Here is a 26,280-nt window from a genome sequence, read left to right on the forward strand (position 1 = left end):
CTTATGCTATTTCTAATTCTTCAACCATTGGCTCTTCGTTAGCAATTCTTTCTAACGCTACTTTATATTCTTTAGGCATTACCTTAACAAACTTGTTAATGTATGTATCCCAATCAGCTAAAACTTTTTTACCTTTTTTACTATTAGTATAAGCTACGTGATTTGCAATTAATTGTTTTAATTCTGCTTCGTCTTCACTAGAAATAGGATCAAAATCAATAGTTTCTTCATTACATAAACCATTAGTGAATTGTCCTGATTCGTCTAGAACAAAGGCATAACCACCACTCATACCAGCGGCAAAGTTTCTACCCGTTTTACCAAGTACCACAACTTTACCTCCTGTCATATATTCACAACAATGATCTCCAACACCTTCAACAACTGTTGTGGCTCCAGAGTTTCTTACTGCAAAACGCTCTCCGGCTATACCGTTAATGTAAGCTTCGCCATGAACAGCACCAAATAAACAAACATTTCCAACAATAATATTTTCATCGGCAACAAAGTCTGCTGTAGCTGGCTTCTTAACAATTAGCTTAGCTCCAGATAAACCTTTTCCAAGATAGTCGTTTGTATTTCCTTCTAGATTAAAGGTTAAACCGTGCGCGCCAAAGGCACCAAAACTTTGCCCTGCAGAACCTGTAAAATTGATATTTAAGGTGTCTTCAGGCAATCCTAAATGACCGTAAATTTTAGAAATTTCGTTACTAACAATAGCACCTACGGTTCTATCTACGTTTGTTATAGGGTATTCAAGAGTCATTTTTTCTTTTCTATAAAGTGCTCTATGAGAATCTTTAAGAATAGTAAAGTCTAAAACTTCCTCTAAGTTATGATCTTGTTGTTCTGTATTTCTAATAGTTAACTCATGATATTCAGCTGGTCTATGTAAAATACTAGATAAATCTAATCCTTTTGCTTTATAATGCTTAATAGCTTTATTAGCATTAATTTTTTGAGTTTGACCAACCATTTCTTCAACAGTTCTAAACCCTAATTGCGCCATAATACCTCTTAACTCCTCAGCTACATAATAGAAGAAGTTAATAACGTGTTCTGGAGTACCTTTAAAGTTTTTACGTAACTCTTTATCTTGAGTTGCTACCCCTACAGGACAAGTATTTAAGTGACACTTACGCATCATAATACATCCTGAGGCAACTAATGGAGCGGTTGCAAATCCGAATTCTTCGGCACCTAGTAATGCTGCTATAGCTACATCACGACCAGTTTTTAACTGTCCGTCACACTCAACAACAATTCTACTTCTTAAATCATTAAGAACTAATGTTTGTTGTGCTTCAGATAAACCAAGTTCCCAAGGTAAACCTGCGTGTTTTAAAGATGTTAAAGGAGAAGCTCCTGTACCACCATCAAAACCAGAAATTAAAACTACATCTGCTTTTGCCTTAGCAACACCAGCAGCAATAGTACCTACACCAACTTCAGAAACTAATTTTACATTAATTCTAGCTTCTCTATTTGCGTTTTTAAGATCGTATATTAATTGTGCTAAATCTTCAATTGAATAAATATCATGATGAGGAGGCGGAGAAATTAAACCTACAAACGGTGTTGAGTTTCTTGCATCCGCAATCCATGGTAATACTTTTTCACCTGGAAGCTGTCCACCTTCACCTGGTTTAGCACCCTGAGCCATTTTAATTTGAATCTCTCTTGCATTAGTTAAGTAATGCGAAGTAACACCAAAACGTCCTGAGGCAACCTGCTTAATAGCCGAGTTTCTACTATCTCCATTTACATCTTTTTGGAAACGTCTTCTGTCTTCACCACCTTCACCAGAATTAGACTTTCCTCCAATACGGTTCATGGCGATGGCCAAATTCTCATGAGCTTCTCTAGAAATAGATCCATAAGACATTGCACCAGTTTTAAAACGTTTAACAATATCTGTCCATGGTTCTACTTCTTCTAATGGAATTGGATCTAATTGATCAAACTCAAATAACCCACGAATAGTCATTAAACGTTCAGACTGCTCATTAATGGCTTTAGAGTAAACATCGTAACTTTTTTGATCACTTAACCTAACAGCCTGTTGTAGTTTAGCAACAGTAGTAGGATTAAACATATGACGTTCTCCATTACGTCTCCATCTGTAATCTCCACCAATATTTAAACCTAAACGGTTCTTAATCTGAGTATCTGGATAAGCGTATTTATAACGCTCGGTAATTTCCTTTTCAATTTCGTATAACCCAATACCTTCAACCCTAGAAGCTGTGTAAGGGAAATATTTTTCAACAAAAGCAGAGTTGAAACCAACAATCTCAAAGATTTGAGAACCTCTATACGAGTGTAATGTTGAGATTCCAATCTTGTTCATAATCTTTAATAAACCTTTACCTATGGCTTTGTTAAAGTTTTCAACTGCTTCATCTTCGTTGTAATCTGTTATGTAACCTTCTTTAACCTGCATTCTAATTATTTCATTAACCATGTACGGGTTAATTGCAGATGCGCCATAACCAAATAATGTTGCAAAATGGTGAGGTTCACGAGGTTCAGCAGATTCAATTATAATATCGAAGTAAGAACGCTTGCGTAATCTGTTTAGTTGGTGATTTACATAAGAACAAGCTAATAAAGCTGGTATAGGAGCAAAGTCCTTATTTACCCCTCTATCCGAAAGAATGATAATGTTTGTCTTTCTATCTAAAGCTTTTTCTACTTGTTTAACAAGATCTTCTAAAGCATCTTCTAATCCATTTAAACCTTGAGCTTTAGGATAAAGCATTTGGATGGTTTCAGCCTTGAAACTCTCTATTGAAATTGTTCTTATTTTTTCTAAATCTGCATTAGAAATAACAGGATTTTGAATTCTTAGTTTTCTACATTGTCTTTCAGTAATACTGAAAATATTACGGTCTTTACCAAGATTTAAACTAATATCTGTTACAATTTCTTCGCGAATACCATCTAATGGTGGGTTTGTTACCTGTGCGAATAATTGTTTAAAGTAATTTGAAATTAATTGGGGTCTATCTGATAGTACAGCTAAAGGCGTATCAATACCCATAGAACCAAGAGCTTCTTTACCTTTTTGAGCCATTGGAGTAATTACCTCTTGAATATCTTCAATAGTATAATTGAATAAACGTTGGCGTGTCTTAATATCAATAGTCTCTATTGGGCAAGTTTCATTTGTGTAAGCTACGTCTCTAAGGTGTAACCTAGTTTTATCTAACCATTCTTTGTATGGTCTTTCTGAAACAATTTTATTCTTGATTTCTTCATCGTCAATGATGCGTCCTTCATTCATGTCTACCAAGAACATTTTTCCTGGTTCTAACCTACCATGTAACTCAACATCAGCAGGATCAACATCAACCACACCAACTTCAGAAGACATGATTAATTTGCCACTCTTAGTTAAGGTATATCTAGAAGGTCTTAAACCATTTCTATCTAAAAGCGCACCAATATAATCACCATCAGTAAATGGTATAGAAGCAGGACCATCCCATGGCTCCATGATACAACAGTTGTATTCATAGAAGGCCTTTTTCTCTTCGCTCATGGTTTTGTGTTTCTCCCATGCTTCAGGAATCATCATCATCATGATTTCCGGTAAAGAGCGGTCTGTATGCGTTAATAATTCTACAACCATATCCATAGATGCAGAATCTGATTTACCTGGAAGTACAATTGGGAAAAGTTTGTCTATTTGAGGTCCAAACACATCACTTTTCATAATCTCTTCACGAACACGCATTCTTGAAACGTTACCTCTTAAGGTATTAATTTCACCATTCTGACACATAAAACGGAACGGTTGTGCTAATTCCCAAGCAGGCATTGTGTTTGTAGAGAAACGTTGATGTACTAGAGCTAATCTTGTAACAAGATCTTCTTGTTGTAAATCTGTATAATAAGGCCCAATATCTTCAGGCATTATAATACCTTTATATATTAAGGTAGTTGTTGATAAACTAGGAATATAAAAATAGTCACTCTGAGAAATCTTAGATAATCTAATTTCATGCTCAGCTATTTTTCTGGCAGCATATAATTTAGCTTTAAAAGTAGCTTCATCAATAGCATCTGTTTTACCAATAAAAATTTGCTCAATTTCTGGTTCAGAAGCTTTTGCTATTTGACCAAGCTGTGTAGAGTCTACTGGGACTTTTCTCCAACCTAATATACTTAAACCCTGGTTTGCTATTTCTTTTTCAAGAGTGTTTTTACAATATTCGTATTGGTTATACACTTTTGGTAAGAAAACCATACCTACAGCATATTCTCTTTGAGCCGGTAAATTAAAATCGCAAACGCGTTTAAAATAATCGTGAGGGATATCAATTAATAGACCAGCACCATCTCCAGTTTTTCCATCGGCACTTACACCACCACGGTGTTCTAACTTTACTAATATTTCTAGAGCGTCGTGAATGATTTGATTTGTCTTCTCTCCTTTAAGATTACAAATAAATCCGGCACCACAGTTTTCGTGCTCAAATTCAGGTGAGTACAATCCTTGTTTCTTCAGCATAATCAACTAATTATATGGTTTAAAACGTGACTAAGTAAGCGAAGATAGTTATACAATTTAAATATATAATAAGGTGTAATTCATTATTTCGATTTTAAGAGATAAGTGGAGATAAAAATAATTATATATCAATATTCCTTTTGATTTTTAATAAATATTCAATTGCTAAAATTTAAGGATAAATGAGGATATGTGAATTAATGCTAATAAAAGATGATATTCTTAAAAATAACAATACTAATTAATGTTAAATACTGATGATAATTCAATTTCTGGAGTTGTAAATTTTTTAAAAAATCAATTTATTTTGCTAATACCTCTAAAAAAATAGGGGTAAAATTAAATTATATGTAAAAATTAATGATTTACCCCCTTTTTTTATGGGGGTTAAATCTTTTTGACATAGTTTTGAGCCATTCTTAAGGAAAATTAACTAATAAATTAATCTTAAAAGAAAACAATTATGAAAAAATTATTTACTCTTACATTTCTATTTGTAGCAACAGTATTATTTGCTCAGGAAGAGGAAAAAAAATCGCCACTTACTATTTCTGGTAGTGTTGATGCTTATTACCAAACATATTTAACTGCACCTGACAATCAAGGCGCTACTTTTGGTACTGCATTTGCTGGTAAGTCTGGTTTTGCTTTAGGTATGGCTAACATAATAGCTAGTTACGAAGGAGAAAAAGCTGGAGTTGTATTAGATTTAGTAACTGGACCAAGAGGTGCTGGTGCAACTTTTAATACAGATATAGTAGATGGTATCGTAAATCAAGCATATGTTTACTGGAATGTATCTGAAAGTACTACATTAACTTTTGGTAGATGGAACACATTCTTAGGATATGAAGTTATTGCTCCAGCAGGAAACTTTAACTATAGCTGTTCTTATTTATTCTCTAGTGGTCCTTTCTCTCATATGGGTTTAAAAGCTGATTTTGCTTTATCTGATGATGTAAGCTTAATGTTAGCAGTTACTAACCCATGGGATACTAACGATGTGTCTATGAGCGGTGAGTATGCTTTAGGTGCTCAATTAGGAGTATACGGACAATACTTAAACCTTTACTATGATAGTGGAAACAACGGTGGTTTAGGTTTTGAAGTTGATTATACTGGTGGTTTTGATTTATCTGATTCTTTTTACTTAGGTATCAATGCTGCATATAACGATAATGATGGTGCAGGTTTCTACGGAGCTGCATTATACCCACAAATTGCAACTTCAGATAGCTTCTCTATCGGATTAAGAGGTGAGTACTACGCTTTACACGGAGATGGAGATGATTTACCATCTGTATTTGCTACTACATTAACAGGAAGCTATACTACTGGAAACTTAATTATTAAGCCAGAGGTTAGGTTAGATGCTTTATCTAATGCTGATGGAGGTATGTTCTGGGATGGAACTCCTGGTGGTGCAACTGTAATTGATAGCGATGGTCTGCCAACTGACAGTTTAGCTGCATTCACTTTAGCCGCAATCTACTCTTTCTAATATAAAATATTTGCTTAGGCATTCTTAGTTAAGAATGCCTAAGTTTTTTAAAACAAATTACTAACCATAAAAAACTATAATTATGTCTTTATTTAGTTTGCCCCTTTTTGTTCAAGATACCGCCGCAGTTGAAGGCGACATGGGAATGCTTTGGATGCTTATTTCAGGTATCTTAGTATTCTTAATGCAAGCAGGATTCACATTAGTGGAATCTGGAATGACACGTTCTAAGAACGTTGTTAACATAGCAATGAAAAACGTTTTAGATATTGCAGTAGGATCTTTAGTATTCTGGTTCATTGGTTATTCTTTAATGTATGGAGAGTCTGCTAGTGGATGGATTGGATGGAGTGGTTTTATGTTTAACCAAGGTCCAGCAGATTTATTCTTCCAAACTGTTTTCTGTGCTACTGCTGCTACAATCGTATCAGGTGCTATTGCTGGTAGAACAAAATATTCTACTTACATCATATTTTCAGTAGTTTTAACTGCTATTATCTACCCAATTGCTGGTGGATGGGAATGGAACGGAGGATGGTTAAATGATACTGAAGGTATCATGCCTGCTGAGTTCATCGATTTTGCTGGTTCTTCTGTTGTACACGCTGTTGGTGGATGGGCTGCAATTGTTGCTGCTGCATTAGTAGGTCCTAGATTAGGGAAATATACTGCTGAAGGAAAAGCTGTAAGTATTCCAGGTCATAACAAATTATTAGCTGCATTAGGTGTTTTCATCTTATGGTTCGGATGGTTTGGTTTTAACGGTGGTTCTCAATTAGCTTGGGGTGGTGATGATGCTACAGGTGCTTCTATGGTAGTTTTAGTAACTAACTTAGCTGCTGCTGCAGGTGCTGTTGGTGCATTATTCCTTTCTTGGATTAAATACAAAAAGCCTAACTTAGATATGACACTTAATGGTGCTTTAGCTGGTTTAGTAAGTATTACTGCTGGTTGTGGTAACATGAGTGAAGGTGGTGCTATTATTGCCGGATTTATAGGAGGTTTAATTGTAGTATTCTCTATGGAATTTGTAGAGCAAAAGCTTAAAATTGATGATGCTGTTGGTGCTTTCTCTGTACACGCTGTAGCTGGTGCTTGGGGTACTTTAGTTATTGGTCTTTGGGGTATTGATGGAGATACTGGTATTGGTCTATTAAACGGTGGTGGAGCTAATCAGTTCTTAGCTCAATTAATAGGTACTTTAGCTTACGCTATTTGGGCTGTTGTTACATCTTTCATTTTCTTAACTATCTTAAAGAAAACTGTTGGATTAAGAGTTTCTGAAAAGGTTGAGATTGAAGGTCTTGATTTATCTGAGCATGGTGCTTTAGCTTACCCAGGTAAGAGACAAAGAGAAATTGAAGAATAATAGAATAAATAGGAATTTATATATTATTTAGTTTAATAAAAAAGAGCGCTTTTTTAATAAAAAAGCGCTCTTTTTATTTGTTTTATTGTTAAATCAATAATATTATTTTATTAATCCTGTGTAATTCTTAGTGACTTATAGAATTTTTTATTTTTGGAGCTTAACCATATTAAATACTAATAGACTATGAAAAAAATTGAAGCAATTATCAGAAAGTCTAAATACAGTGCCGTTAAGGAAGCGCTGCATGCTGTTGGTGTAAATTTCTTTTCTTATTGGGATGTTACCGGATTAGGGAATGAGAAAACAGGGCATGTTTACAGAGGAGTATCCTATAGTACTAGTGATATCCAAAGAAGATACCTATCAATTGTTGTCAATGACGATTTTGAAGAAGTTACAATTAAGGCCATTTTAGATTCTGCAGCTACTGGAGAGGTCGGAGATGGTAAAATCTTTGTATCAGACGTATCTGAGGTTTACAGAATTAGAACAGGTGAAAAAGGTGGTGATACCTTAAAATAAAATATAAATATTAAAAACTTTTAAAGAAGAATTATGGAAGGAATTTTTACTGCAAATAATGTATGGATGATGATCTGTACAGCGCTTGTTTTCTTTATGCATACAGGATTTGCATTTTTAGAAATTGGATTAACAAGACAAAAGAATACTATTAATATTTTATTTAAAAACATCTTTATAATAACAGTAGGTCTATTATTGTATTACATAGCCGGGTTTAACTTAATGTATCCAGGTTTTGAAGAAGGTTCTGCTGGAATTTTTGATTTTGCTGGTTTCGGTATAGCGCCGCCTGAAAATGGAATGACGCCAGAATATGCTGATGGAGGTTATACTTGGTGGACGGATTTCTTATTCCAAGGTATGTTTGCTGCTACTGCTGCTACTATCGTATCTGGAGCTGTTGCTGAACGTATTAAAATTGGTCCATTTATGATTTTTACTGTAATTTACGTTGGACTTATTTATCCTATTGCAGGTTCTTGGAAATGGGGAGAAGGTTTCTTAGATCAAATGGGCTTTTATGATTTTGCTGGTTCTACCCTTGTACATTCTGTAGGTGGTTGGGCTGCTTTAGTTGCTGTTTGGTTACTAGGACCTAGAATTGGTAAATTTAAAGATGGAAGACCTCAAGCAATACCAGGGCACAATATACCTTTAGCTACTGCTGGTGTATTAATCTTATGGTTAGGTTGGTTTGGATTCAATGGTGGGTCTGTTTTATCAGCTGATCCTGAATTAACATCTTTAGTTCTTGTAACTACATGTTTAGCTGCTGCTGCAGGTGGTGTTGTTTCTGCTTTTGTATCGTTCTTAAGCTATAAGAACTTAGACTTAACCATGTTCTTAAATGGTATTTTAGGAGGTTTAGTGGGTATTACTGCTAGTGCAGATGTTGTAACTCCAGAAAGCGCTATTATAATAGGAGCAATTGCAGGGGGCTTAATTGTTTTTGCAGTAGGGTTTATCGATGCTCTAAAACTTGATGATCCTGTTGGGGCAATTGCGGTACACTTAATTTGTGGTATTTGGGGAACTTTAGCTGTGGGTATATTTTCAACAAATGAAGAGCACTCGTTTTTAACACAATTAATAGGTGTTGGTTGTTATGCTGCTATTTGTATCCCGTCATCTTTCTTAATATTCTTTATATTGAAGAAAACAGTTGGAATTAGAGTTTCTGAAAAAGAAGAGTTAGAAGGTTTAGATGGTCATGAGCATGGAATGAGTGCTTATGCAGATTTTAGAATGAATGAACACTAAATAAGATTTTTATTTAGAGTATACTATATTTTTAAGGAAAAGGAGCGTCTTTTAATTAAGACGCTCCTTTTTTTATATATATTTCCCTGTCAAGAAAGAAGTTATGGAAATAAGTTTGGTTAAATATCGATGTTGTAAACTTATAAAAGTGGTTTAAACTATATGGAAGTAACTTGATTTAAATTCTAGCTAACAAACCATCGCAATACTAATGAAAAACGATGCTTGGTCATATCGACAGAGCGAAGCATGAGCGACGAGATATCTAATTAGAATGAGGTTCCTCTTCAATTGATATGTAATGTACTTTCAATCAAAATACATTCTGATTTCAGAAGCGTTTGGAATGACAATCTTAATTTGATTATTCCAAGTAAAGTTTTGATGATCATATTTTGATACATCGAACTTTGGTTAACTTATGCTTATTCATATACTATCTATCTTATTTATGTTCTACAGGTGCTTTGTAAAGGGCTACAATATTTGATTTGTTTAGGGAAATTTTAGCTATTTCGATGTGTAAAATAAACAAAAAAGCCTTCCGTATGGAAGGCTTTAATTTGTATGAATTGAATCGTTATATCAGTAATTTACGCCGAGTTTCTACTAGCGTTAATATTACCAAATAAAGAACGTGTTACAATTTTTTCAAAGATTAGTCTTTCAGGGTCGTCTTTGGCTACACCAGCTTTATCAAAATCTTGTACCTTTTTAAGGGCATATTGCTGAATAGTCAATAATGGTAATACAATAGATTCTCTTACCTGAATAGAAGCTTTGCCCGCAGGCTCATTTTCCATTAACTCTTCATAACCTGTTAATTTAAGAAGTAGTCTTTGTGTAACTTTATACTCGTCGAAAATAATCTGCCAGAATTCGCCAAACTCTTCATCTTTTGCCATGTATTTGGTAAGATCGAAGAACGACTTTGTTAAAGACATCATACTGTTCTCTAACAGGGTTTTAAAGAACTTAGAGTTGTTATAAAGATTAACAACTTTATCCCATTCTCCTCTGTCCTCGTACATTTTAAGAGCTGTTCCTACACCGTAAAATCCTGGTACATTTTGTTTTAACTGACTCCAAGAACCAACAAAAGGAATGGCTCTTAAGTCTGAGAATACTAATTTATCAGATTTACCACGTTTTGATGGTCTACTACCAATATTTGTTTTAGCATAGTATTTTAAGGTACTCATGCGTTCTAAATAAGGTATGAAGGATCTGTGGCTTTTAAAGTCTTTATATGTTTGATAGCTAGTTTCAGCTAGATCATTCATTACAGCTCTATCCTCATCAGACAATCGGTTTTTGTCACCATCAATTCTGTTCTTAATACCAGAACTAATTAATTGTTCTAGGTTGTATTGAGAAGAATGGTTTGTTCCGAAGTTAGAACTAACGGTTTGTCCTTGAATAGTAATTTGTACTTCTTTATCCTCAATAGTAGGACCTAATGAGGAATAGAAGTTGTGTGTTTTTCCACCTCCACGTGCTGGTGGTCCTCCACGTCCGTCAAAGAATATTACTGTAATATCGTATTTTCTGGACATGGCGGTTAACAATTCTTTTGCTTTGTAAATACCCCAGTTTGCCATAAGGTAACCACCATCTTTAGTTCCATCTGAGAAACCTAACATGATATGTTGTTTGTTACCTCTAGCTTTTAAGTGTGCTCTATACTCTGGGTTTAGGTATAATTGTTCCATTACTCCGGGAGCATTTTCTAAATCTGGAATAGTCTCAAATAAAGGAGCAACGTCAACCGTTAAATTATCTTTAAAAGCAACCATTTTTAACATACCAAACAATTGCATTACGTTAAGCGCTGTCTGGTTGTTACTAATAATGTATCTATTAGCACCACGCTCTCCGTTTGCTTTTTGTATATCTTTTATAATGGCAATTGTTTTAAGTGTGTTTCTAACCATTTCATCTTCAAAAGCATCTAGATCTCCAACATCATCTGTTGCTTTAGAAAGAATGTCTATTTGCTCAGCTTCAGACAAATCATGATAATTATCTGGGAAAGATGAATTTCCTTTAGCAATTAAACTATCTATTACAGTTGTAAACACACTATGGTGTATTCTACTATCTTGTCTTATATCTAAAGAGGCAAACCTGTAATCAAATAAATGTACTCTGTTAATAAGGTTATTAATCTCTGTAACATACAAAGATTGGTGTTCGTTAACAACAACATCTCTTATGTCTAAAAGCTCTTGCCTAAGTTCTTTAGAACTAATGGCTTTTTTAGATTTAAGATTAATGCTGTAATCGTACATGATAGTTTCAAGACGAATAATACGCTCTTCAACACCTCTAAACGTTAATTTCTTTCTTAAGTCTCTTAAATCTTGATAGTACTTTTTAAGAATTGCCTTTTTAAGTTTTTTAGCAACTTTAAGGGTTGTTTCTGGTTTTACAAACGGATTTCCATCACGGTCTCCACCTGGCCAGAATCCAATATTTATAATATCGTTATGCTTCTTACCGTCATCATAAATATTTGTTTGGATGTAATTATAGATATCTCCAAACGTTTTGTAGAATACGTTTTCAAGATACCAAATTAAACTCTTAGCCTCTTGGTAAGGCGTTGGTTTCTTATGTTTAAAGAAAGGTGTTTTACCTAACTGGCCAAATAGATTGTTAATCTCATTAAGGTCATTTTTCTTAATGGCCTTTGTAAGGTTAGTTATAATTCCTAAAACCGAACCAGGGTAAAACTGCGTAGGATGAGCTGTTAACACTATACGAACTTTAAATTCTTCTAAAAATTGCTTTAGTTCTTCAAGTTTTCCTTCAGATCTAGCATTACCTTTTAGGTTTCTTAAAGTACCTACACCATCCATGTTATTAACAATAGGGAATGCAGCATCTTCAATAGCATCAAATAATACAACTTGTCTTTCTATATATTGAATAAATCTAAAAAGCAGATTTATTTGACTTTCTTTGTTTCTCCTTGCTTGGTATTTTTCAAAGAATGTATTAACAATAGTTGTTGGGTCATCTCCATTTGCAAACCCTTTTTCACAAGTCTCATGAAAAAGAGGTAGTAAAACTCCTGTTTTGGTAACAGCATCAAAGGGTAATGTCATAAATATACTATTGTATATTTGATATTTGGACATTACGCTCTGGTTAAATCTAGTTAATTTCGGTTCAATAGACATTCTTCGCTCTTGTATAAATTAGTGGTAAAAATAATAAAGGAATACTAAAGCCTAGTATGCCTTTTAAAGTTTTATCGATTTCTATACATTACCTTAATGTAATTGAGAAAAATTAAAGAAACACCAAATATCTTTTTAATTTTTACAAGTGTTTTAGGTGGTGTTCGTAAAATCGGCGATCTAAGGGTTATGATAAATGTCATATTCTCTAAGAGGCACTAAATTTATCTTCGCTTTTTTTATAATTAAAATCTGTAAAAAATTCTTGTGTATGAGACAATCACATTCTTTTCATATCCCTGTAATGGGTATTGGGTTTACCTTAGATACACCGTTAAAAGTGGCTCATTTGGGTATAGATTCTGTAATATCTCTAGTAGATGATATTTTATTAGAAAAGTTAAGAAAAGTGTATTGCGAAAAGTTTGAAATTCAATATGACGAAATAACGGATAAAGTAAAAGACTTTAGAGCCAAACGAATAACGTCTTACTTAAACTTAATGAGTGATTTGGTTGACGAAAAATTCGAGTCTATCAAAAATTTTTCAATAGATAAAATTGAAGACATAAAGACTAGTTTAGATATGCTGCCTAGTGGAGCTACGCTAAAAAAGGAGTTTTCAAAATTAGTTGAAAATGGGGTTGATGTTAATGAAATCAAGCAATGGATAACCGGAAATTTCAATAAGGGAAGTATTGACGTTAACATTATGACCAAGGTAGACAAGGAGAATTATTATAAAAAAGAAAAATTGCCTTCGGAATATAATGATGCTCATGCAGCTTTAAGAGGTTTTGCAAATAGTAAATTAAGTTCTTCTGTAATTCTTTCGGCTGGATTAAACCCTAGGCTGTATGCCTATATTTCCCAGTTTGACGATTTCTTTCCCAACCGAAAAGGTGAGATAAAAAAGAAAATTATACTAAAAGTAAGTGATTATAGATCAGCATTAATTCAAGGTAAATTTTTAGCTAAAAAAGGTTTGTGGGTTTCAGAATACAGAATTGAGTCTGGTCTTAATTGTGGCGGGCATGCTTTTGCTACGGATGGTTACTTAATTGGCCCCGTGTTAGAAGAATTCAAGGAGAAAAGAGAAGAGCTGACAGATGCTATTCAAGAATTATTAAATAAAGCTCTAGAAAGTGCGGGTAAAACAATTCCAGACTGTAAGTTGAAAACGTTAATTTCTGCGCAAGGAGGCGTAGGAACTAACGAAGAGCATGAGTTTTTAATGAGTGAGTATAATTTAGATTCAGTTGGTTGGGGAAGCCCGTTTTTATTGGTTCCAGAGGTAACATCTGTAGACGATAACACTTTACAAAAACTTGCTGAAGCTAAGGAAAATGATTTGTATTTAAGTGATATCTCTCCCCTTGGCGTTCCTTTCAATAACTTAAAAGATAACACGAAAGATATTGAAAAAGAGCGCTATATTTTAAAAGGAAGACCGGGTAGCTCATGTCCTAAAAAGTTCGTGGCGCTCAATAAGGAGTTCAGTGATAAGGGTATGTGCACAGCATCAAGAGAATATCAATATTTAAAGATAAAAGCACTTGATGCCAAAAACCTACCAGAAAAAGAATATCAAGAAGCGTTCGATAAAATTACTACGAAATCCTGCACTTGTGTAGGCTTGGGAACTTCGGCTTTATTAATAAATAACTTAGATACAAAGGTAGAAGGTAAAGGTGTTTCTATTTGTCCTGGGCCTAATATGGCTTATTATTCTAAAATAATGAGTTTAAAGAATATGACGGACCATATTTACGGACGTGACAATATGGTAACAAGGTCAGATAGACCAAACATGTTCATTAAAGAATTAAATATTTACATGGACTTTATCATGAAGAAATTGGAAGACGTAAAAGAAACCATGACCAAAAAAGAGGAAGCCTATATGCTAACCTTTACCAATAATTTAAAGTCTGGGGTAAGCTATTACAAGAACATGTTTGATAAAGTAAAACATGTGTTTGAAGATGTAAAACACACTGCAATTAGTGAATTAGAGAAAAGTGAATCTTTGCTTAAACAGTTACAAAGTAAAATTAAACCCTAGGGTTACTCAAAAAAAGAGGTGGTTTACATAATTTAACGTTTAGATTTTAATAATTATTTAAGTGTTTGCTTAACAAATATTTAAAGATTTCTTAAAAAGATTGTACGTATTTAATTGAATGTTATTTTTTAACTGAAACATAATTCAGTAAACATTTTAATTAGGATATTTGTAGCTCAATTTCAGGTTAACTTCGAGCGAATTTAGATTTTAACAATACCTATTTATTCAAAGAAATGGATTTAGTAAAAGAGATAAACCGATTAAGGGAGGAAAAGAACGCGGTAATTTTAGCGCATTACTATCAGGAAGGTGCTATACAAGATATTGCAGATTATGTTGGTGATAGTTTGGGCTTGTCTCAAAAAGCTGCAGAAACTGATGCAGATATCATTGTATTTGCTGGTGTGCACTTTATGGCGGAAACCGCAAAAATCTTAAATCCAACTAAGACTGTAGTGTTGCCAGACTTGAATGCGGGTTGTTCACTAGCAGATTCTTGTCCGCCCGAAGCTTTTAAAGAATTCACAGAAAGGCATCCTGATCATGTTGTTATTACTTATGTGAATTGTTCTGCAGAAATTAAAGCTTTAAGTGATATTGTTTGTACCTCTTCAAACGCTTTAAAAATTGTTAATTCTATACCTAAAGATACACCAATAATTTTTGCGCCAGATAAGAATTTAGGACGATATATCATTAAGGAAACAGGTAGAGATATGCTACTTTGGGATGGTAGTTGTGTGGTTCATGAGGCATTTTCTATGGACAAGCTTATAGAATTACATAAGAAACACCCAGAATATAAAATCATTGCACATCCAGAATCAGAAGAGCATATTTTGAATACCGCAACTTATATTGGCTCCACTTCAGGGATGATTAATTATGTAAAAGAACATCAAGAAGAAAAGTTTATTGTTGCCACAGAAGCAGGTATTTTGCACAAAATGCAACTTGAGATGCCTAATACAGAATTAATTCCTGCTCCAGCAGTAGAAGATAATACCTGTGCGTGTAGTGAGTGTCATTTTATGAAAATGAATACCATGCAAAAACTGTATGACTGTTTACTTAATGAATCTCCAGCTATAGATGTTCCAGAACCTTTAAGATCTCGTGCATTATTACCTATAGAGCGTATGCTAGAACTGTCTAAATAAGCATATGTTAGAAACCAATTATTTAGTTATAGGATCTGGAGTTGCGGGATTAACTTTTGCAGTTAAAATAGCCGAAACCTTTCCAGACCGTAAAGTAGTAATAATTACTAAAGATAGCGAAGACGAGTCCAATACCAAGTATGCCCAAGGAGGTATGGCTGTAGTTTTAAACAAAGAAGAGGACTCGTTTAAAAAACATATTGAAGATACCTTAATTGCGGGAGACGGACTTTGTGACGAAGCCGTTGTTAAAATGGTAGTTAAGGAAGGGCCTCAGCGTTTGCAAGAGCTCATTGAATGGGGTGCTAATTTTGATGAAGATGGAGATGGAAACCTAGACTTGGGTAAAGAAGGAGGGCATTCGGAATACAGAATTGTTCACCATAAAGATTTAACTGGGGCTGAAATTGAACGTACACTCATAAAACGTGTTCATCAGCTTCCAAATATTACCCTATTAGCGCATCATTTTGCTATAGATTTAGTAACCAATCACCACGTTAAAAGTGGTAATAAAGATAATTTGCTATGTTATGGTGCTTATGTTCTTAACGAAAGAACAGGAGACATTTTTACCATAAAGGCAAATGCTACGTTGTTAGCTTCTGGAGGTATTGGAGTAGTTTACGGTCATACTACTAATCCTATTATTGCTACAGGAGATGGCATTGCAATGGCCTATAGAGCAAAAGCAAGAATTAAGGACATGGAGTTTGTACAATTCCATCCAACCGCTCTTTACCAAAGAAAAGGAGAATCTGCATTTTTAATTTCCGAAGCGGTTAGAGGCTTTGGGGCTTACCTTAGAAATAGAAAAGGTAAACGCTTTATGCTAGATTATGATGATAGAGCAGAACTAGCATCTAGAGATATTGTATCTCAAAGTATTGATGCAGAAATGAAAAAAGCAGGAGATAGCCATGTGTTTTTAGATTGTACGCATTTGGATATAGATGGGTTCAAAGCACATTTCCCAACTATTTATAATAAATGCTTATCACTTCATATAGATGTAGAAAAAGATTGGATTCCTGTAGTTCCAGCATCACATTATTTATGCGGCGGTATCGAGGTAGATAAACATGGAAAAACTACCCTAGAAAACCTATTTGCTTGCGGCGAATGTTCTAAAACAGGTTTACATGGAGCCAACCGACTGGCATCAAATTCGTTGTTAGAAGCATTGGTATATGCTCATAACATTTACAAATACCACGTTGAAAACGATTATAAGGAATTAGATGTTGACATCCCAGAATGGAATGATGACGGTACAACCATACCTGAAGAGCACATTCTTATAAGACATAGTTTGAAAAGTCTACAGGCTTTAATGCGTAATTATGTTGGTATAGTGCGCAGTAATAAGCGTTTAAAACGAGCAATACAACATTTAGATTTAATTTATAAAGAGGTTGAAGACCTTTATAGAGAATCTAAAATTACGGCTTCACTTTGTGAGCTTCGAAATATGATAAATGTTGCTCACCTTATCATAGGCCAGTCTTTAGAAAGAAAGGAAAATAAAGGCGGTTATTTTAATAAAGATAATGCGAAAAAATAAAGAGGCTCCTATAAGTTAGAGTAGTCATTCTAAATGTTTTCAAGACTTTTGAATAAATTCAGATGGACACAATAACCATTTTTTAAGGAAACCTCTTTATATGTTTTGGGGCAAAAAAGGGTTATTTACTTAACATTAATAATTCGTTACAAAGTATTTCGGTGATATAGCGTTTTTCTCCTTCTTTAGTTTCATAAGTTCTGTTGGTTAGTTTACCTTCAATAGCAATTTCTTTTCCCTTGCTTACATAGTTTTCAACCACATTTACCAAGCCTCCTTTTACAACAACGTTGTGCCAATAAGCACGCTCTACTTTGTTACCATTTTTGTCTTTGTAACTATCATCTGTAGCAATTGTGAATTTTGCCATTTTGTTACCATCGGAGAAATTAATGATTTCTGGATCTTGACCTAATCTTCCAATCAACTGTACTTTGTTTCTAAGTGCGTTCATAATAATTTTAAATTTTTATCCTGAGTTAAATTCAGGATCTCGTTAAACAATTGATACTATCGATATCTTGAATACTGAAATAGATTCAGCATATCGACACTGCAAAGATGAAACAGATATCAAATTTTAATCGGTTATTACTTGTTTAAATTCGTTTGTAAATGTTTGTAGTCGTTTGTAAATGACTATTGTTTTCTTGTTGGGGCATCTATATACAAAATGGGACAAGAAACAATGATAATTTAATAAAGCGTTGATTTCGCTTTTTTTGAGAAGTGTTCAGACCTTTGACCAAACGTTGAATTGCCACTAATCCAGCAATTCTAGTTTAACTCTTGCCGAATAAATCAAATCAAAGGTAATCCTGTCAAATAACATGTCGCACCATCCAATAGTTACCACTTAGGGCTTACTCTTGGAATACGTCCAAAAACGATGCTATTCCTTTTCTTTAGGCTCAGGAACAGAAGCCTTCAAAACGTCATCCAAAGACGTGTTTATCTTTAGCTTTTCTTCGTATTGTTTTGCCCTTTCTTTGGGTTTCTTTTTTTCTTCACTCATGCTGTAAAGATAAAGTTTTTTAATTTTGCAATATGTTTAATTTAAACAAGAATCGTGGCTAAGAGTAGTCACGAGCCTTTAGATGAAATACTAAAGGTGCTGGGAAGCCCAAATTTCTCAAAAAAAGAGAAAAAAAGACTGTTTGTGTGGGCTGTAAAAGAAACAAATATTGGACGTCGTAAAAGACATTTTGTAAAGGAATGGATTTCAATAATTGTTTCTTGTTTCATCAACGTGATTAGCAGTCTCACGAATTGATTTAAACTGGAAAAGGTGATTATTAAATCACCTTTTTTAATTCAAAGTTAACTTTTTATAACTCAACACACTTTCACTATCCACCAAAAACTTTTCAAAACGTTGTTGACTTGTCAAAGAACGCGTATTAAAACGTGCGCTATATTCATCTAAATAACGCTCTAAATGCTTTTCACTTACTTGGTGGTAAATACCATATAACCCACGCTTTAGAACACTCCAAAAGTTCTCAATAGTATTTGTGTGAACTGACCCCTCAACATAGATATTAAGAGCATGTTTAACGCTATCATGAGTATAATATCTCTTTAAGTGGTTATATACAGGTGCTTCATCTGAATAGATAGTAGAACCATGTGGAACGTGTTTAGCTATAAATGCTCCCATATAGCGTAATTCTGCATTAGGAACATGCTTTAAAACAACATTACCATTACGCTCAATAATCCCTACAACAGTTTTCTTTGGGGTAAATGGTTTACCCTCATTAGTAAGGTTTTTATCGTTTATAGAACGTCTTTTACTTATGTGTTTATTTCTTTCCTTTCCTCCAATATAAGCTTCGTCTACTTCTACCATATTCTTTTCTCCTAACATTTGCGGCGCTTTGTCTTTTAGCATTTCTCTGATACGGTGTAAAACGAACCAAGCGGTTTTCTGTGTAATACCTAAATCTAAAGCTAGTTGAACCGAACTAATTCCTTTTTTATGTGTAGTAGCCAAAAAGATAGCTGCGAACCATATCCTTAAAGGTATTTTCGAATTGTGGAATATTGTACCTACTTTAACGGTGAACTTTTTATGGCATTCATTATTCGCACACTTATAACCTCTATTGGTTTTATATGTTCTCTCACAACCACAATGAGGACAAACGGGCTTTCCGTTCCAACGGATTTGCTCGTAGTACTCTATACAAGTTGACTCTTCCTTGAAGTAATCTAAAAGCTGTGGTAGTGATTTGAAATCCATAATATTAGGTGTTTGTTGGGACAAATATAATGTTTTTTAGAATAAAATACAATATTTTGTAAAAATTATATACAATATTAATTAAATATTATATATTTGCAGAGAGCAATTCATTAAAGCATATAAAAATGAAAAGAAAAATAGTAACAGACAAAGAGTGTAGAATTGATTTAGCCAATGAGCTACCAAAACTATTTACCGCCTTTAAGAATGCAGTTACAATGTTTCAAAAGGAGATTGTTCAGACACCCCCTCAATCTAGAGCTAGGGCTTTTGAAGCAAATTTGTTAAACTCCAAAATGATACAGTCTATTCAAGAAACTTTTCCCAGAAATTGGAAATTCGGAAAATATAAGAGATTTATATTAAACCTGTCTGGCTATACGGTTTTGTTTAAGAAATTGAATAGTAAAGATATGCCAATGAATATAAGGACTTCTCATTCAATGGCAATTTATAATCAATTACAAACTTCTTTATTTGACAATCAAACATTGTCGATTGACCCAATAGTATTTTTTGGATATAAAAAAGGTAAGTTCGGAGATATACTTGACCCTAAACTTGTTTATGTTGACGAAGATCAGGTAAAATGGACATTAACAGAGGATATGATAGTGGAAAGAAAAGTTATTACTATGACAAGAAAGCCCGTCATAAAAGCATTGCCTAAACTAAAACAAAACATTGAACAAAATAAGAGAAAAACAAAATAATAAAAACAACTAAATACTAATGGACTTCAATCACAAACAAATTACTTTTGCTCGTGAATACAGAGGTTTATCCCAATCTGAGCTAGCTAAAAGAGTTTCGGGCCTATCCCAACCTAACCTTTCAAAGTATGAGAAAGGCTTTTCATCTTTGTCTGATGACTTGGTCATTCGAATAGTGGAATATTTGGATTTTCCTGTAAGTTGGTTAAACAAAAGAATATCCAATATTGCAGAAAATGCTCATTACAGAAAAAGAGCTACTTTATCCAAAAAAGATAAAACTAAAATAGAGTTTGGCAATCGTATTTTAGGGTATATTGTAGACCAATTCTCGGATTCAGTAGATTGGCCTGAATTTAAACATATTCCTTTAGATATCGAAAAGGGATTTACCCCTAAAGATATAGCGAAAAATGCACGCAAGGTATTAAGTCTCGGTAATGATGAGCCAGTGGCTGATATTTTTGGTTTATTGGAGAGTAAGGGAATCGTTATAATAGAAATAAATGAACACGAAAAATTTGACGGGGTTTCATTTATAACTGACAAAGGAACCCCTGTGATTATCCTGAATAAAAATTTCAGTAATGATAGAAAAAGAAGAACTGCGGCTCATGAATATGGTCATATTCTTCAACACTGCTATTTCCCTATACCAAGTTATAGAGATGAAAAAGCAAGGGAAAAAGAAGCGGATGAATTTGCTAACGAGTTTTTAATGCCTGAAAATGAAATCAAGAACTCTTTGAGAGGTTTGAGATTAAATGATCTTAGTCAGTTGAAAAATTATTGGCTAACCTCCATGGCATCGATTATAAGAAGGGCTAAAGACTTAGGTTGTATTTCACCTGAGAGGTATAAGTATTTTAATATAGAGTTAAGTAGAGGCGGTAGGAGAAAGGATGAAGGTTTTGATGTTTATGTTGATGAACCTAATCTTTTTAAAGAAGCTTACGACATACATAAGAAGCAACTAGGATATACCGACGATGAATTAGGGAAAGCATTTAGTTTGCCAACAGATGTAATTAAACATTATCTAAATCCTAGCCCTCTTAAATTAGTTCGAGAATATTAGGTAAACTTTGCCAACTGATTGATTGTTAGCAACTTTTAATAACACCAATTAGTTTCTATTTGTTTCGATATTATCAGGATGTAGGTGAAAAACTAAGGGCGCTAGTAATAGTGTCCTTAAAAATAAAATTAAAAATAAAACCCCTGCGGTAACAGGGGTTCGGCTGAGTTCTTACAGCATGGTGTTAAGTGTAGTATTAACTTAAAAATATTTCATTATGGCCAAAACAGGCAAGGGGAAGAAAAAAGTCTATGTAGCCCCACACAAACGAAATGGTAAAAAGGTAAAACCTCATTACAGGTCAACACCGAACTAACGCCATTAAATCAAAGATAGGGCGCTATTTGCACTAGTGCCCTTGATTGACACGACAGAGATACGTGTTTTAGTATTATATCTCTATCAAATACAATTTTAGTCATGAGTGTCACTCGCACAACCACTAAAACTGTAAGTGTTCGAGTTAAAACTCACTATGGTTACAAATACGTACCAATGAAGGTTACAACTCGAGTAACTACCTCTAGGTAGTATCTTTTACAGCAACGCTAATTGATTGAATAATAGTATTTCTTTAGCGTTTTAAAGTAATCTGAAAGGCTTTATCATTTCATGTAGAGCAGAAAGTTAAATTAGGATTCGTTTCATCAACGACTAACCTAAACAAACCAAAAAGATTACAAACAAAAACGTCAGTATCTCCAGTACTGGCGTTTTTTGTTTTACAAATATAGCAAATAATTGTATATATTTACGGAGTAAAATCAACTTTTTAGTCATATATAATATATATGACATTTTTAATGAAGATTAAGAACACCAATATAATACGTTTATATGTGGCAATATCTGACGGTATGGCAATAGCTATTTCGACTGGATTGAAGGATTTTGTTGAACAAATGAAAACCATAGACAGTTCTATTAAATCCAAGACGTATTTCGATAACCACTTTAAAAAGCACGATTTTTTTTATCATCAAAATCCGATAACAGGAAAACAGTATACTTTCCAAAAAATAGAAAAGGATAAAGAATAATTAAAAGTTATTTTTTTAAAAAATTGGTTTGTCCCTTATTGTATATAGATGCCCTTGTTGGAATTATAGATTTTAATTAGATTTAATGCAGAAACCATAACAACAAATCATGATGGAATCTTTTGATAATGCTTTCTCTATTATTTTTAGATGTTTTCTTGTTGTATTAATATTTTCACTTATTGGGTATATAATTATCGGATTAATAGAGTTAATAAGTTTAAGAGAACATCTAAATTCTGAAATTATTGATGTTTTTGTGTTTTTTTTAAGTGTAATTTTAACTTATTGCTTTGTTAAATTTTGTAGACCTTATTTTGATAAGATTTATAAAGGAGAGTAATTATATTAAAGATGAAAATGAAACAAATAATAGTCAAACTGCAACAAAACCAATCCGTTTTCAAAGCAATTTTAGAAGGAGTAACGGAGCAACAATATCTTTGGAGGCCACAACCAGATAAGTGGAATTTACTGGAAATAGTTTGTCATTTATTAGACGAAGAAATTCTAGATTTTAAATACAGAACAAAGCATACTTTAGAACATCCAAACACACAAGCACCTGGAATAGATCCAGAAGGTTGGGTTTTAAAACATGACTATGCTTCAAAAGATTACAATACTACTTTAGAGCGTTTTTTAGAAGAAAGAACAACCTCTATTGCATGGTTAAGAACTTTGGAACATGCTAATTGGGAAAATGTATACCAGCATCCACAACTAGGGCCAATAACAGCAAAGGAATTTTTAAATAACTGGCTGGCTCATGATTATTTGCACTTGCGTCAAATTAATAGATATCATTATCTTTATTTTAAAGCCAATTCAGATACAAGCATAGATTATGCTGGTAATTGGTAAAAAAGATAGTACATTTAAAGGGTTAATCTAACGGAACAAATTACCTTAAAATATGAAAACATTAAAGTTTAGAAATACTAATGAAATGCCTGCTTTTGGCTTGGGAACTTGGAAGTCTGCCGAGGGCGAAGTATATAATGCTGTAAAAACAGCGATCAAAGCAGGTTATAGGCATATAGATTGTGCGGCGGCTTATGGTAATGAAAGCGAGGTTGGTAAAGCACTTAAAGAAGTTATTAATGAAGGTATTGTAACAAGAGAAGAGCTTTGGATAACCTCTAAAGTGTGGTGCAATATGCATGCTAAAGCAGATGTAATTGAAGCGTTAAATAAAACCTTAAGCGATTTACAATTAGAGTATTTAGATTTATACTTAATACACTGGCCAATAGCTCAGAAGAAAGAGGTACCATTTGTTAGCAAAGTAGAGGATTTTATTGCATTAGATGAATTACCAAATGAAGTAACTTGGGAGGCCATGGAGGAGGCTGTTGAACTTGGTTTAACAAAACATATAGGTGTATCAAACTTTGGACCTAAAGCTTTAAAACAACTTATAGCAAGCGCCAAAATAAAGCCTGAAATGAATCAAATAGAAGCGCACCCCTATTTCCAACAAAATGATATGATTGCCTTGTGTAACGAGTATGGTATACATGTTACAGCATATGCCCCGTTAGGTTCTGGAGATAGAGCTGCTAAATTTAAGAAAGATGACGAACCAGTGCTTTTACAAGATCCAGTTATTTTAGAAATTGCTAAATCTAAAAATGTTGGTGCAGGACAAGTGCTAATAAGTTGGGCTTTGCATAGAGGAACTTCAGTAATTCCTAAGTCCGTCAATCCAGGGCGAATAGTTCAGAACTTTGAAGCGCAAGCTGTAGAACTTTCAGAAGATGATATGGCGAAAATAGAAGCGCTAGATAAAAATTACAGATTCTTAACTGGGGAACATTGGGTGTATGAAGGAAGTCCTTATACCTTAGAAAGTATTTGGGCTTAGGTTTTTAGGAATAGCATTATGGAATACAACATCAAACAAGCTTTAGAGGTTTTAGAAAGAACACCAGAAGTTTTGAATACATTGCTTTTGGGGTTGTCCTACGAATGGGTTCATAATAATGAAGGTGAAAACACCTGGAGTCCTTTTGATGTTGTAGGCCATTTAATTCATGGAGAACAAACAGATTGGTTGGTCAGAACTCATGTTATCTTAAGTGATTCAAAAAATAAAACTTTTGCGCCTTTTGATAGATTTGCTCAATTTGAAATTTCTAAAGGAAAAACAATTGAACAATTGCTTAAACAGTTTTCAGAATTAAGAAAAAAGAATATTAAAAAACTTAAAAAGTTAAACCTCAAAGAGTCGGAGTTGAATCTAAAAGGGATGCATAAAGAATTAGGAGAGGTGACTCTAAAAGAACTATTGGCATGTTGGGTATCTCATGATCTTAGTCATATTGCACAAATATCTCGGGTTATGGCAAAACAATATACTTCTGAAGTTGGTCCGTGGAAAGCTTTTATTCCAATTTTAAATACCTAAAATGAACTTTCATTTAGAAACAGAACGATTAATTCTAAGAGAATTGAGACTAACAGATTTAGATGGTTTGTTTGAACTGGATTCTAATCCTAAAGTACATCGATATTTGGGTAATAAACCTGTTAAGACAATAGAAGCATCTGAAAAAATGTTAAGGTCAATAATCAATCAATATGAAGAACGTGGTATAGGGCGTTGGGCAGCAATTGAGAAATCTACTGGCGATTTTATTGGTTGGTCTGGATTAAGGCTAAATACTGAATTTGTAATGAATGGTTATGATAAATTTTATGATGTAGGTTACAGGTTAATTCCAAGATATTGGGGAAAAGGATATGCTACGGAATCCGGGAAAGCAGCTGTTAATTATGCGTTTAATACCTTAAAATTACCAGAATTATATGGTATTACCGAGCAGGGAAATGAAGCCTCACATAAGGCGTTATTAAAAATAGGTTTGACTTATGTTGAAGACTTTTATTTTGAAAAGGAGCAAATGAATTTGAGATGGTATGTCATTAAAAATTAGAAATTTATGGAAAGGGAATGTTTGGAATGTGGCGCAAAAATTGTAGGTAGAATCGATAAAAAATTCTGCAGTGATGCTTGCCGTAATTCGTATAACAATAGAATTAATAAGGATAGTAAGAATCTTATAAGGAATACGAATAACCGACTCAGAAAAAACTATAGAATTTTAGAAGGTTTAAATCCAAAAGATAAAACAAAAGTATCTCGAGCAAAGCTTATAGAAAAAGGATTTGATTTTAATTATTTTACCAGTATTTATACCACTAAAGTGGGTACAGTATACTATTTTGTTTATGACCAAGGGTATTTGCCTTTAGAAGGAGATTACTATGCTCTGGTAAAAAGAGATGGTTAATGTGTAACAATAAGTATAACGGTTGTACATATAAATAAACACACTATGATTCTAGCACTTAGCTTTAAGCAAATTATGCCTTTTCTGTTTATTGGAGCTTTTATAATAATTGCCTTTTCAGCATATTTTTTTAGTAAAAAGAAAGTGATTTTAAGGAGGCTAGATAAGTTTCAATTTAGAAGTATATCACAGTTTAGAACAAATGAACCAACCAAAATCATGGGTAAAGTATTGCAAACTCATGAACCTTTTGTGGTGCCTTTTAGTAAAAGGAAATGTGTGGCGTATGAAATAAAAATTGAACAAAAAGTGAGTACAGGCAAAAGCTCCAAATGGAAAACTTTGGTTGTAAAAGAAGACATTCAAGATTTCTTTATTGAAGAAAGAGGCGAAGTGGTAATGGTAAAGCCAACTGTATCACCTAAAAACTATCATAGTTATTTGGTAAAGGATAAAAGTGTTTCTTCTGGGACGTTTAATAGTCCAACACCTGAATTTAGAAAACTGCTTGAAGATTTTAATATTAAGGCAGAAGGACTCTTTGGGCTTAATAAAACGCTTCGTTATTCTGAAAGAATTTTAGAAGTTGGAGAAACTGTTATTGTTGCAGGTGTAGCCAAATGGAAATCTTTAAACCAGCCTTTAGAAGGTTATAGTTATTCCAAAATAGCTGCTTTAGAAAGTACCTCTGAGCAAAAATTATTTATTACAGATTTACCTGAAGCTAGAAAAGAAAGAAGATAAGCATGATTAA

Annotated in this window: 21 protein-coding genes; 16 read left to right on the top strand and 5 right to left on the bottom strand. The window is 33.6% G+C overall.

Features of this window, described 5'->3' with window-relative positions; all coding sequences use genetic code 11:
• Position 1: 1 nt before the first annotated feature.
• A complete protein-coding gene (gene gltB / locus FUA24_RS13995; protein WP_246147055.1) occupies positions 2 to 4,516 on the bottom strand; it encodes a glutamate synthase large subunit in 4,515 nt (1,504 codons plus the stop codon).
• Between the two features lie 463 nt (positions 4,517 to 4,979).
• Between gltB and FUA24_RS14000 the strand changes: the two genes are divergently transcribed.
• From FUA24_RS14000 to FUA24_RS14015, 4 genes are all read left to right on the top strand, one after another.
• Positions 4,980 to 6,017, top strand: coding sequence for an outer membrane beta-barrel protein (locus tag FUA24_RS14000; protein WP_148543364.1), 1,038 nt, complete (start codon positions 4,980 to 4,982; stop codon positions 6,015 to 6,017).
• Between the two features lie 82 nt (positions 6,018 to 6,099).
• Positions 6,100 to 7,386 (top strand): ammonium transporter, encoded by a 1,287-nt coding sequence (locus FUA24_RS14005; protein ID WP_148543366.1) that lies wholly within the window; start codon positions 6,100 to 6,102, stop codon positions 7,384 to 7,386.
• Between the two features lie 186 nt (positions 7,387 to 7,572).
• Positions 7,573 to 7,911 (top strand): P-II family nitrogen regulator, encoded by a 339-nt coding sequence (locus FUA24_RS14010; RefSeq protein WP_148543368.1) that lies wholly within the window; start codon positions 7,573 to 7,575, stop codon positions 7,909 to 7,911.
• Positions 7,912 to 7,944: 33 nt separating this feature from the next.
• A complete protein-coding gene (locus FUA24_RS14015) occupies positions 7,945 to 9,174 on the top strand; it encodes an ammonium transporter (protein WP_148543370.1) in 1,230 nt (409 codons plus the stop codon).
• 593 nt (positions 9,175 to 9,767) lie between these two features.
• On the opposite strand, the gene FUA24_RS14020 is transcribed toward FUA24_RS14015, so the two are convergent.
• Complete coding sequence (locus tag FUA24_RS14020) at positions 9,768 to 12,359, bottom strand: phosphoenolpyruvate carboxylase (RefSeq protein WP_148543372.1); 2,592 nt, start codon at positions 12,357 to 12,359, stop codon at positions 9,768 to 9,770.
• A gap of 271 nt (positions 12,360 to 12,630) precedes the next feature.
• Between FUA24_RS14020 and FUA24_RS14025 the strand changes: the two genes are divergently transcribed.
• From FUA24_RS14025 to nadB, 3 genes are all read left to right on the top strand, one after another.
• Positions 12,631 to 14,424, top strand: a complete 1,794-nt coding sequence (locus FUA24_RS14025) for a hypothetical protein (protein ID WP_148543373.1) — start codon at positions 12,631 to 12,633, stop codon at positions 14,422 to 14,424.
• A 236-nt stretch (positions 14,425 to 14,660) separates the two neighbouring features.
• A complete protein-coding gene (gene nadA, locus FUA24_RS14030; protein WP_148543375.1) occupies positions 14,661 to 15,587 on the top strand; it encodes a quinolinate synthase NadA in 927 nt (308 codons plus the stop codon).
• 4 nt (positions 15,588 to 15,591) lie between these two features.
• On the top strand, positions 15,592 to 17,151 hold the full coding sequence (nadB, locus tag FUA24_RS14035) for an L-aspartate oxidase (RefSeq protein WP_148543378.1): 1,560 nt from the start codon (positions 15,592 to 15,594) through the stop codon (positions 17,149 to 17,151).
• Between the two features lie 121 nt (positions 17,152 to 17,272).
• Here nadB and FUA24_RS14040 read toward each other — a convergent pair whose 3' ends face one another.
• The 3 genes from FUA24_RS14040 to FUA24_RS14045 form a co-directional block, all read right to left on the bottom strand.
• Positions 17,273 to 17,605 (bottom strand): single-stranded DNA-binding protein, encoded by a 333-nt coding sequence (locus tag FUA24_RS14040; RefSeq protein ID WP_148543380.1) that lies wholly within the window; start codon positions 17,603 to 17,605, stop codon positions 17,273 to 17,275.
• A gap of 438 nt (positions 17,606 to 18,043) precedes the next feature.
• Positions 18,044 to 18,166 carry a hypothetical protein gene (locus FUA24_RS26040; RefSeq protein ID WP_262713609.1) on the bottom strand — a complete coding sequence of 41 codons (123 nt, stop codon included), beginning with the start codon at positions 18,164 to 18,166 and terminating at the stop codon, positions 18,044 to 18,046.
• Positions 18,167 to 18,460: 294 nt separating this feature from the next.
• A complete protein-coding gene (locus FUA24_RS14045; RefSeq protein ID WP_148543382.1) occupies positions 18,461 to 19,396 on the bottom strand; it encodes an IS1595 family transposase in 936 nt (311 codons plus the stop codon).
• 128 nt (positions 19,397 to 19,524) lie between these two features.
• Between FUA24_RS14045 and FUA24_RS14050 the strand changes: the two genes are divergently transcribed.
• The 9 genes from FUA24_RS14050 (at position 19,525) to FUA24_RS14090 (ending at position 26,270) form a co-directional block, all read left to right on the top strand.
• Positions 19,525 to 20,112, top strand: a complete 588-nt coding sequence (locus tag FUA24_RS14050) for a hypothetical protein (RefSeq protein ID WP_148543384.1) — start codon at positions 19,525 to 19,527, stop codon at positions 20,110 to 20,112.
• 19 nt (positions 20,113 to 20,131) lie between these two features.
• Positions 20,132 to 21,190 (top strand): ImmA/IrrE family metallo-endopeptidase, encoded by a 1,059-nt coding sequence (locus tag FUA24_RS14055; RefSeq protein ID WP_148543386.1) that lies wholly within the window; start codon positions 20,132 to 20,134, stop codon positions 21,188 to 21,190.
• 803 nt (positions 21,191 to 21,993) lie between these two features.
• On the top strand, positions 21,994 to 22,230 hold the full coding sequence (locus tag FUA24_RS14060) for a hypothetical protein (RefSeq protein ID WP_148543388.1): 237 nt from the start codon (positions 21,994 to 21,996) through the stop codon (positions 22,228 to 22,230).
• 360 nt (positions 22,231 to 22,590) lie between these two features.
• Positions 22,591 to 23,094, top strand: a complete 504-nt coding sequence (locus tag FUA24_RS14065; protein ID WP_187388285.1) for a DinB family protein — start codon at positions 22,591 to 22,593, stop codon at positions 23,092 to 23,094.
• Between the two features lie 52 nt (positions 23,095 to 23,146).
• Positions 23,147 to 24,097 (top strand): aldo/keto reductase, encoded by a 951-nt coding sequence (locus FUA24_RS14070; protein ID WP_148543392.1) that lies wholly within the window; start codon positions 23,147 to 23,149, stop codon positions 24,095 to 24,097.
• Positions 24,098 to 24,115: 18 nt separating this feature from the next.
• Positions 24,116 to 24,640, top strand: a complete 525-nt coding sequence (locus tag FUA24_RS14075; protein WP_148543394.1) for a DinB family protein — start codon at positions 24,116 to 24,118, stop codon at positions 24,638 to 24,640.
• A 1-nt stretch (position 24,641) separates the two neighbouring features.
• On the top strand, positions 24,642 to 25,169 hold the full coding sequence (locus tag FUA24_RS14080) for a GNAT family N-acetyltransferase (protein ID WP_148543396.1): 528 nt from the start codon (positions 24,642 to 24,644) through the stop codon (positions 25,167 to 25,169).
• A gap of 6 nt (positions 25,170 to 25,175) precedes the next feature.
• A complete protein-coding gene (locus tag FUA24_RS14085; protein WP_148543398.1) occupies positions 25,176 to 25,526 on the top strand; it encodes a hypothetical protein in 351 nt (116 codons plus the stop codon).
• Positions 25,527 to 25,571: 45 nt separating this feature from the next.
• Positions 25,572 to 26,270, top strand: a complete 699-nt coding sequence (locus tag FUA24_RS14090; protein WP_148543400.1) for a hypothetical protein — start codon at positions 25,572 to 25,574, stop codon at positions 26,268 to 26,270.
• The last annotated feature ends 10 nt before the right edge of the window (positions 26,271 to 26,280 follow it).

This window comes from Seonamhaeicola marinus, assembly GCF_008085455.1.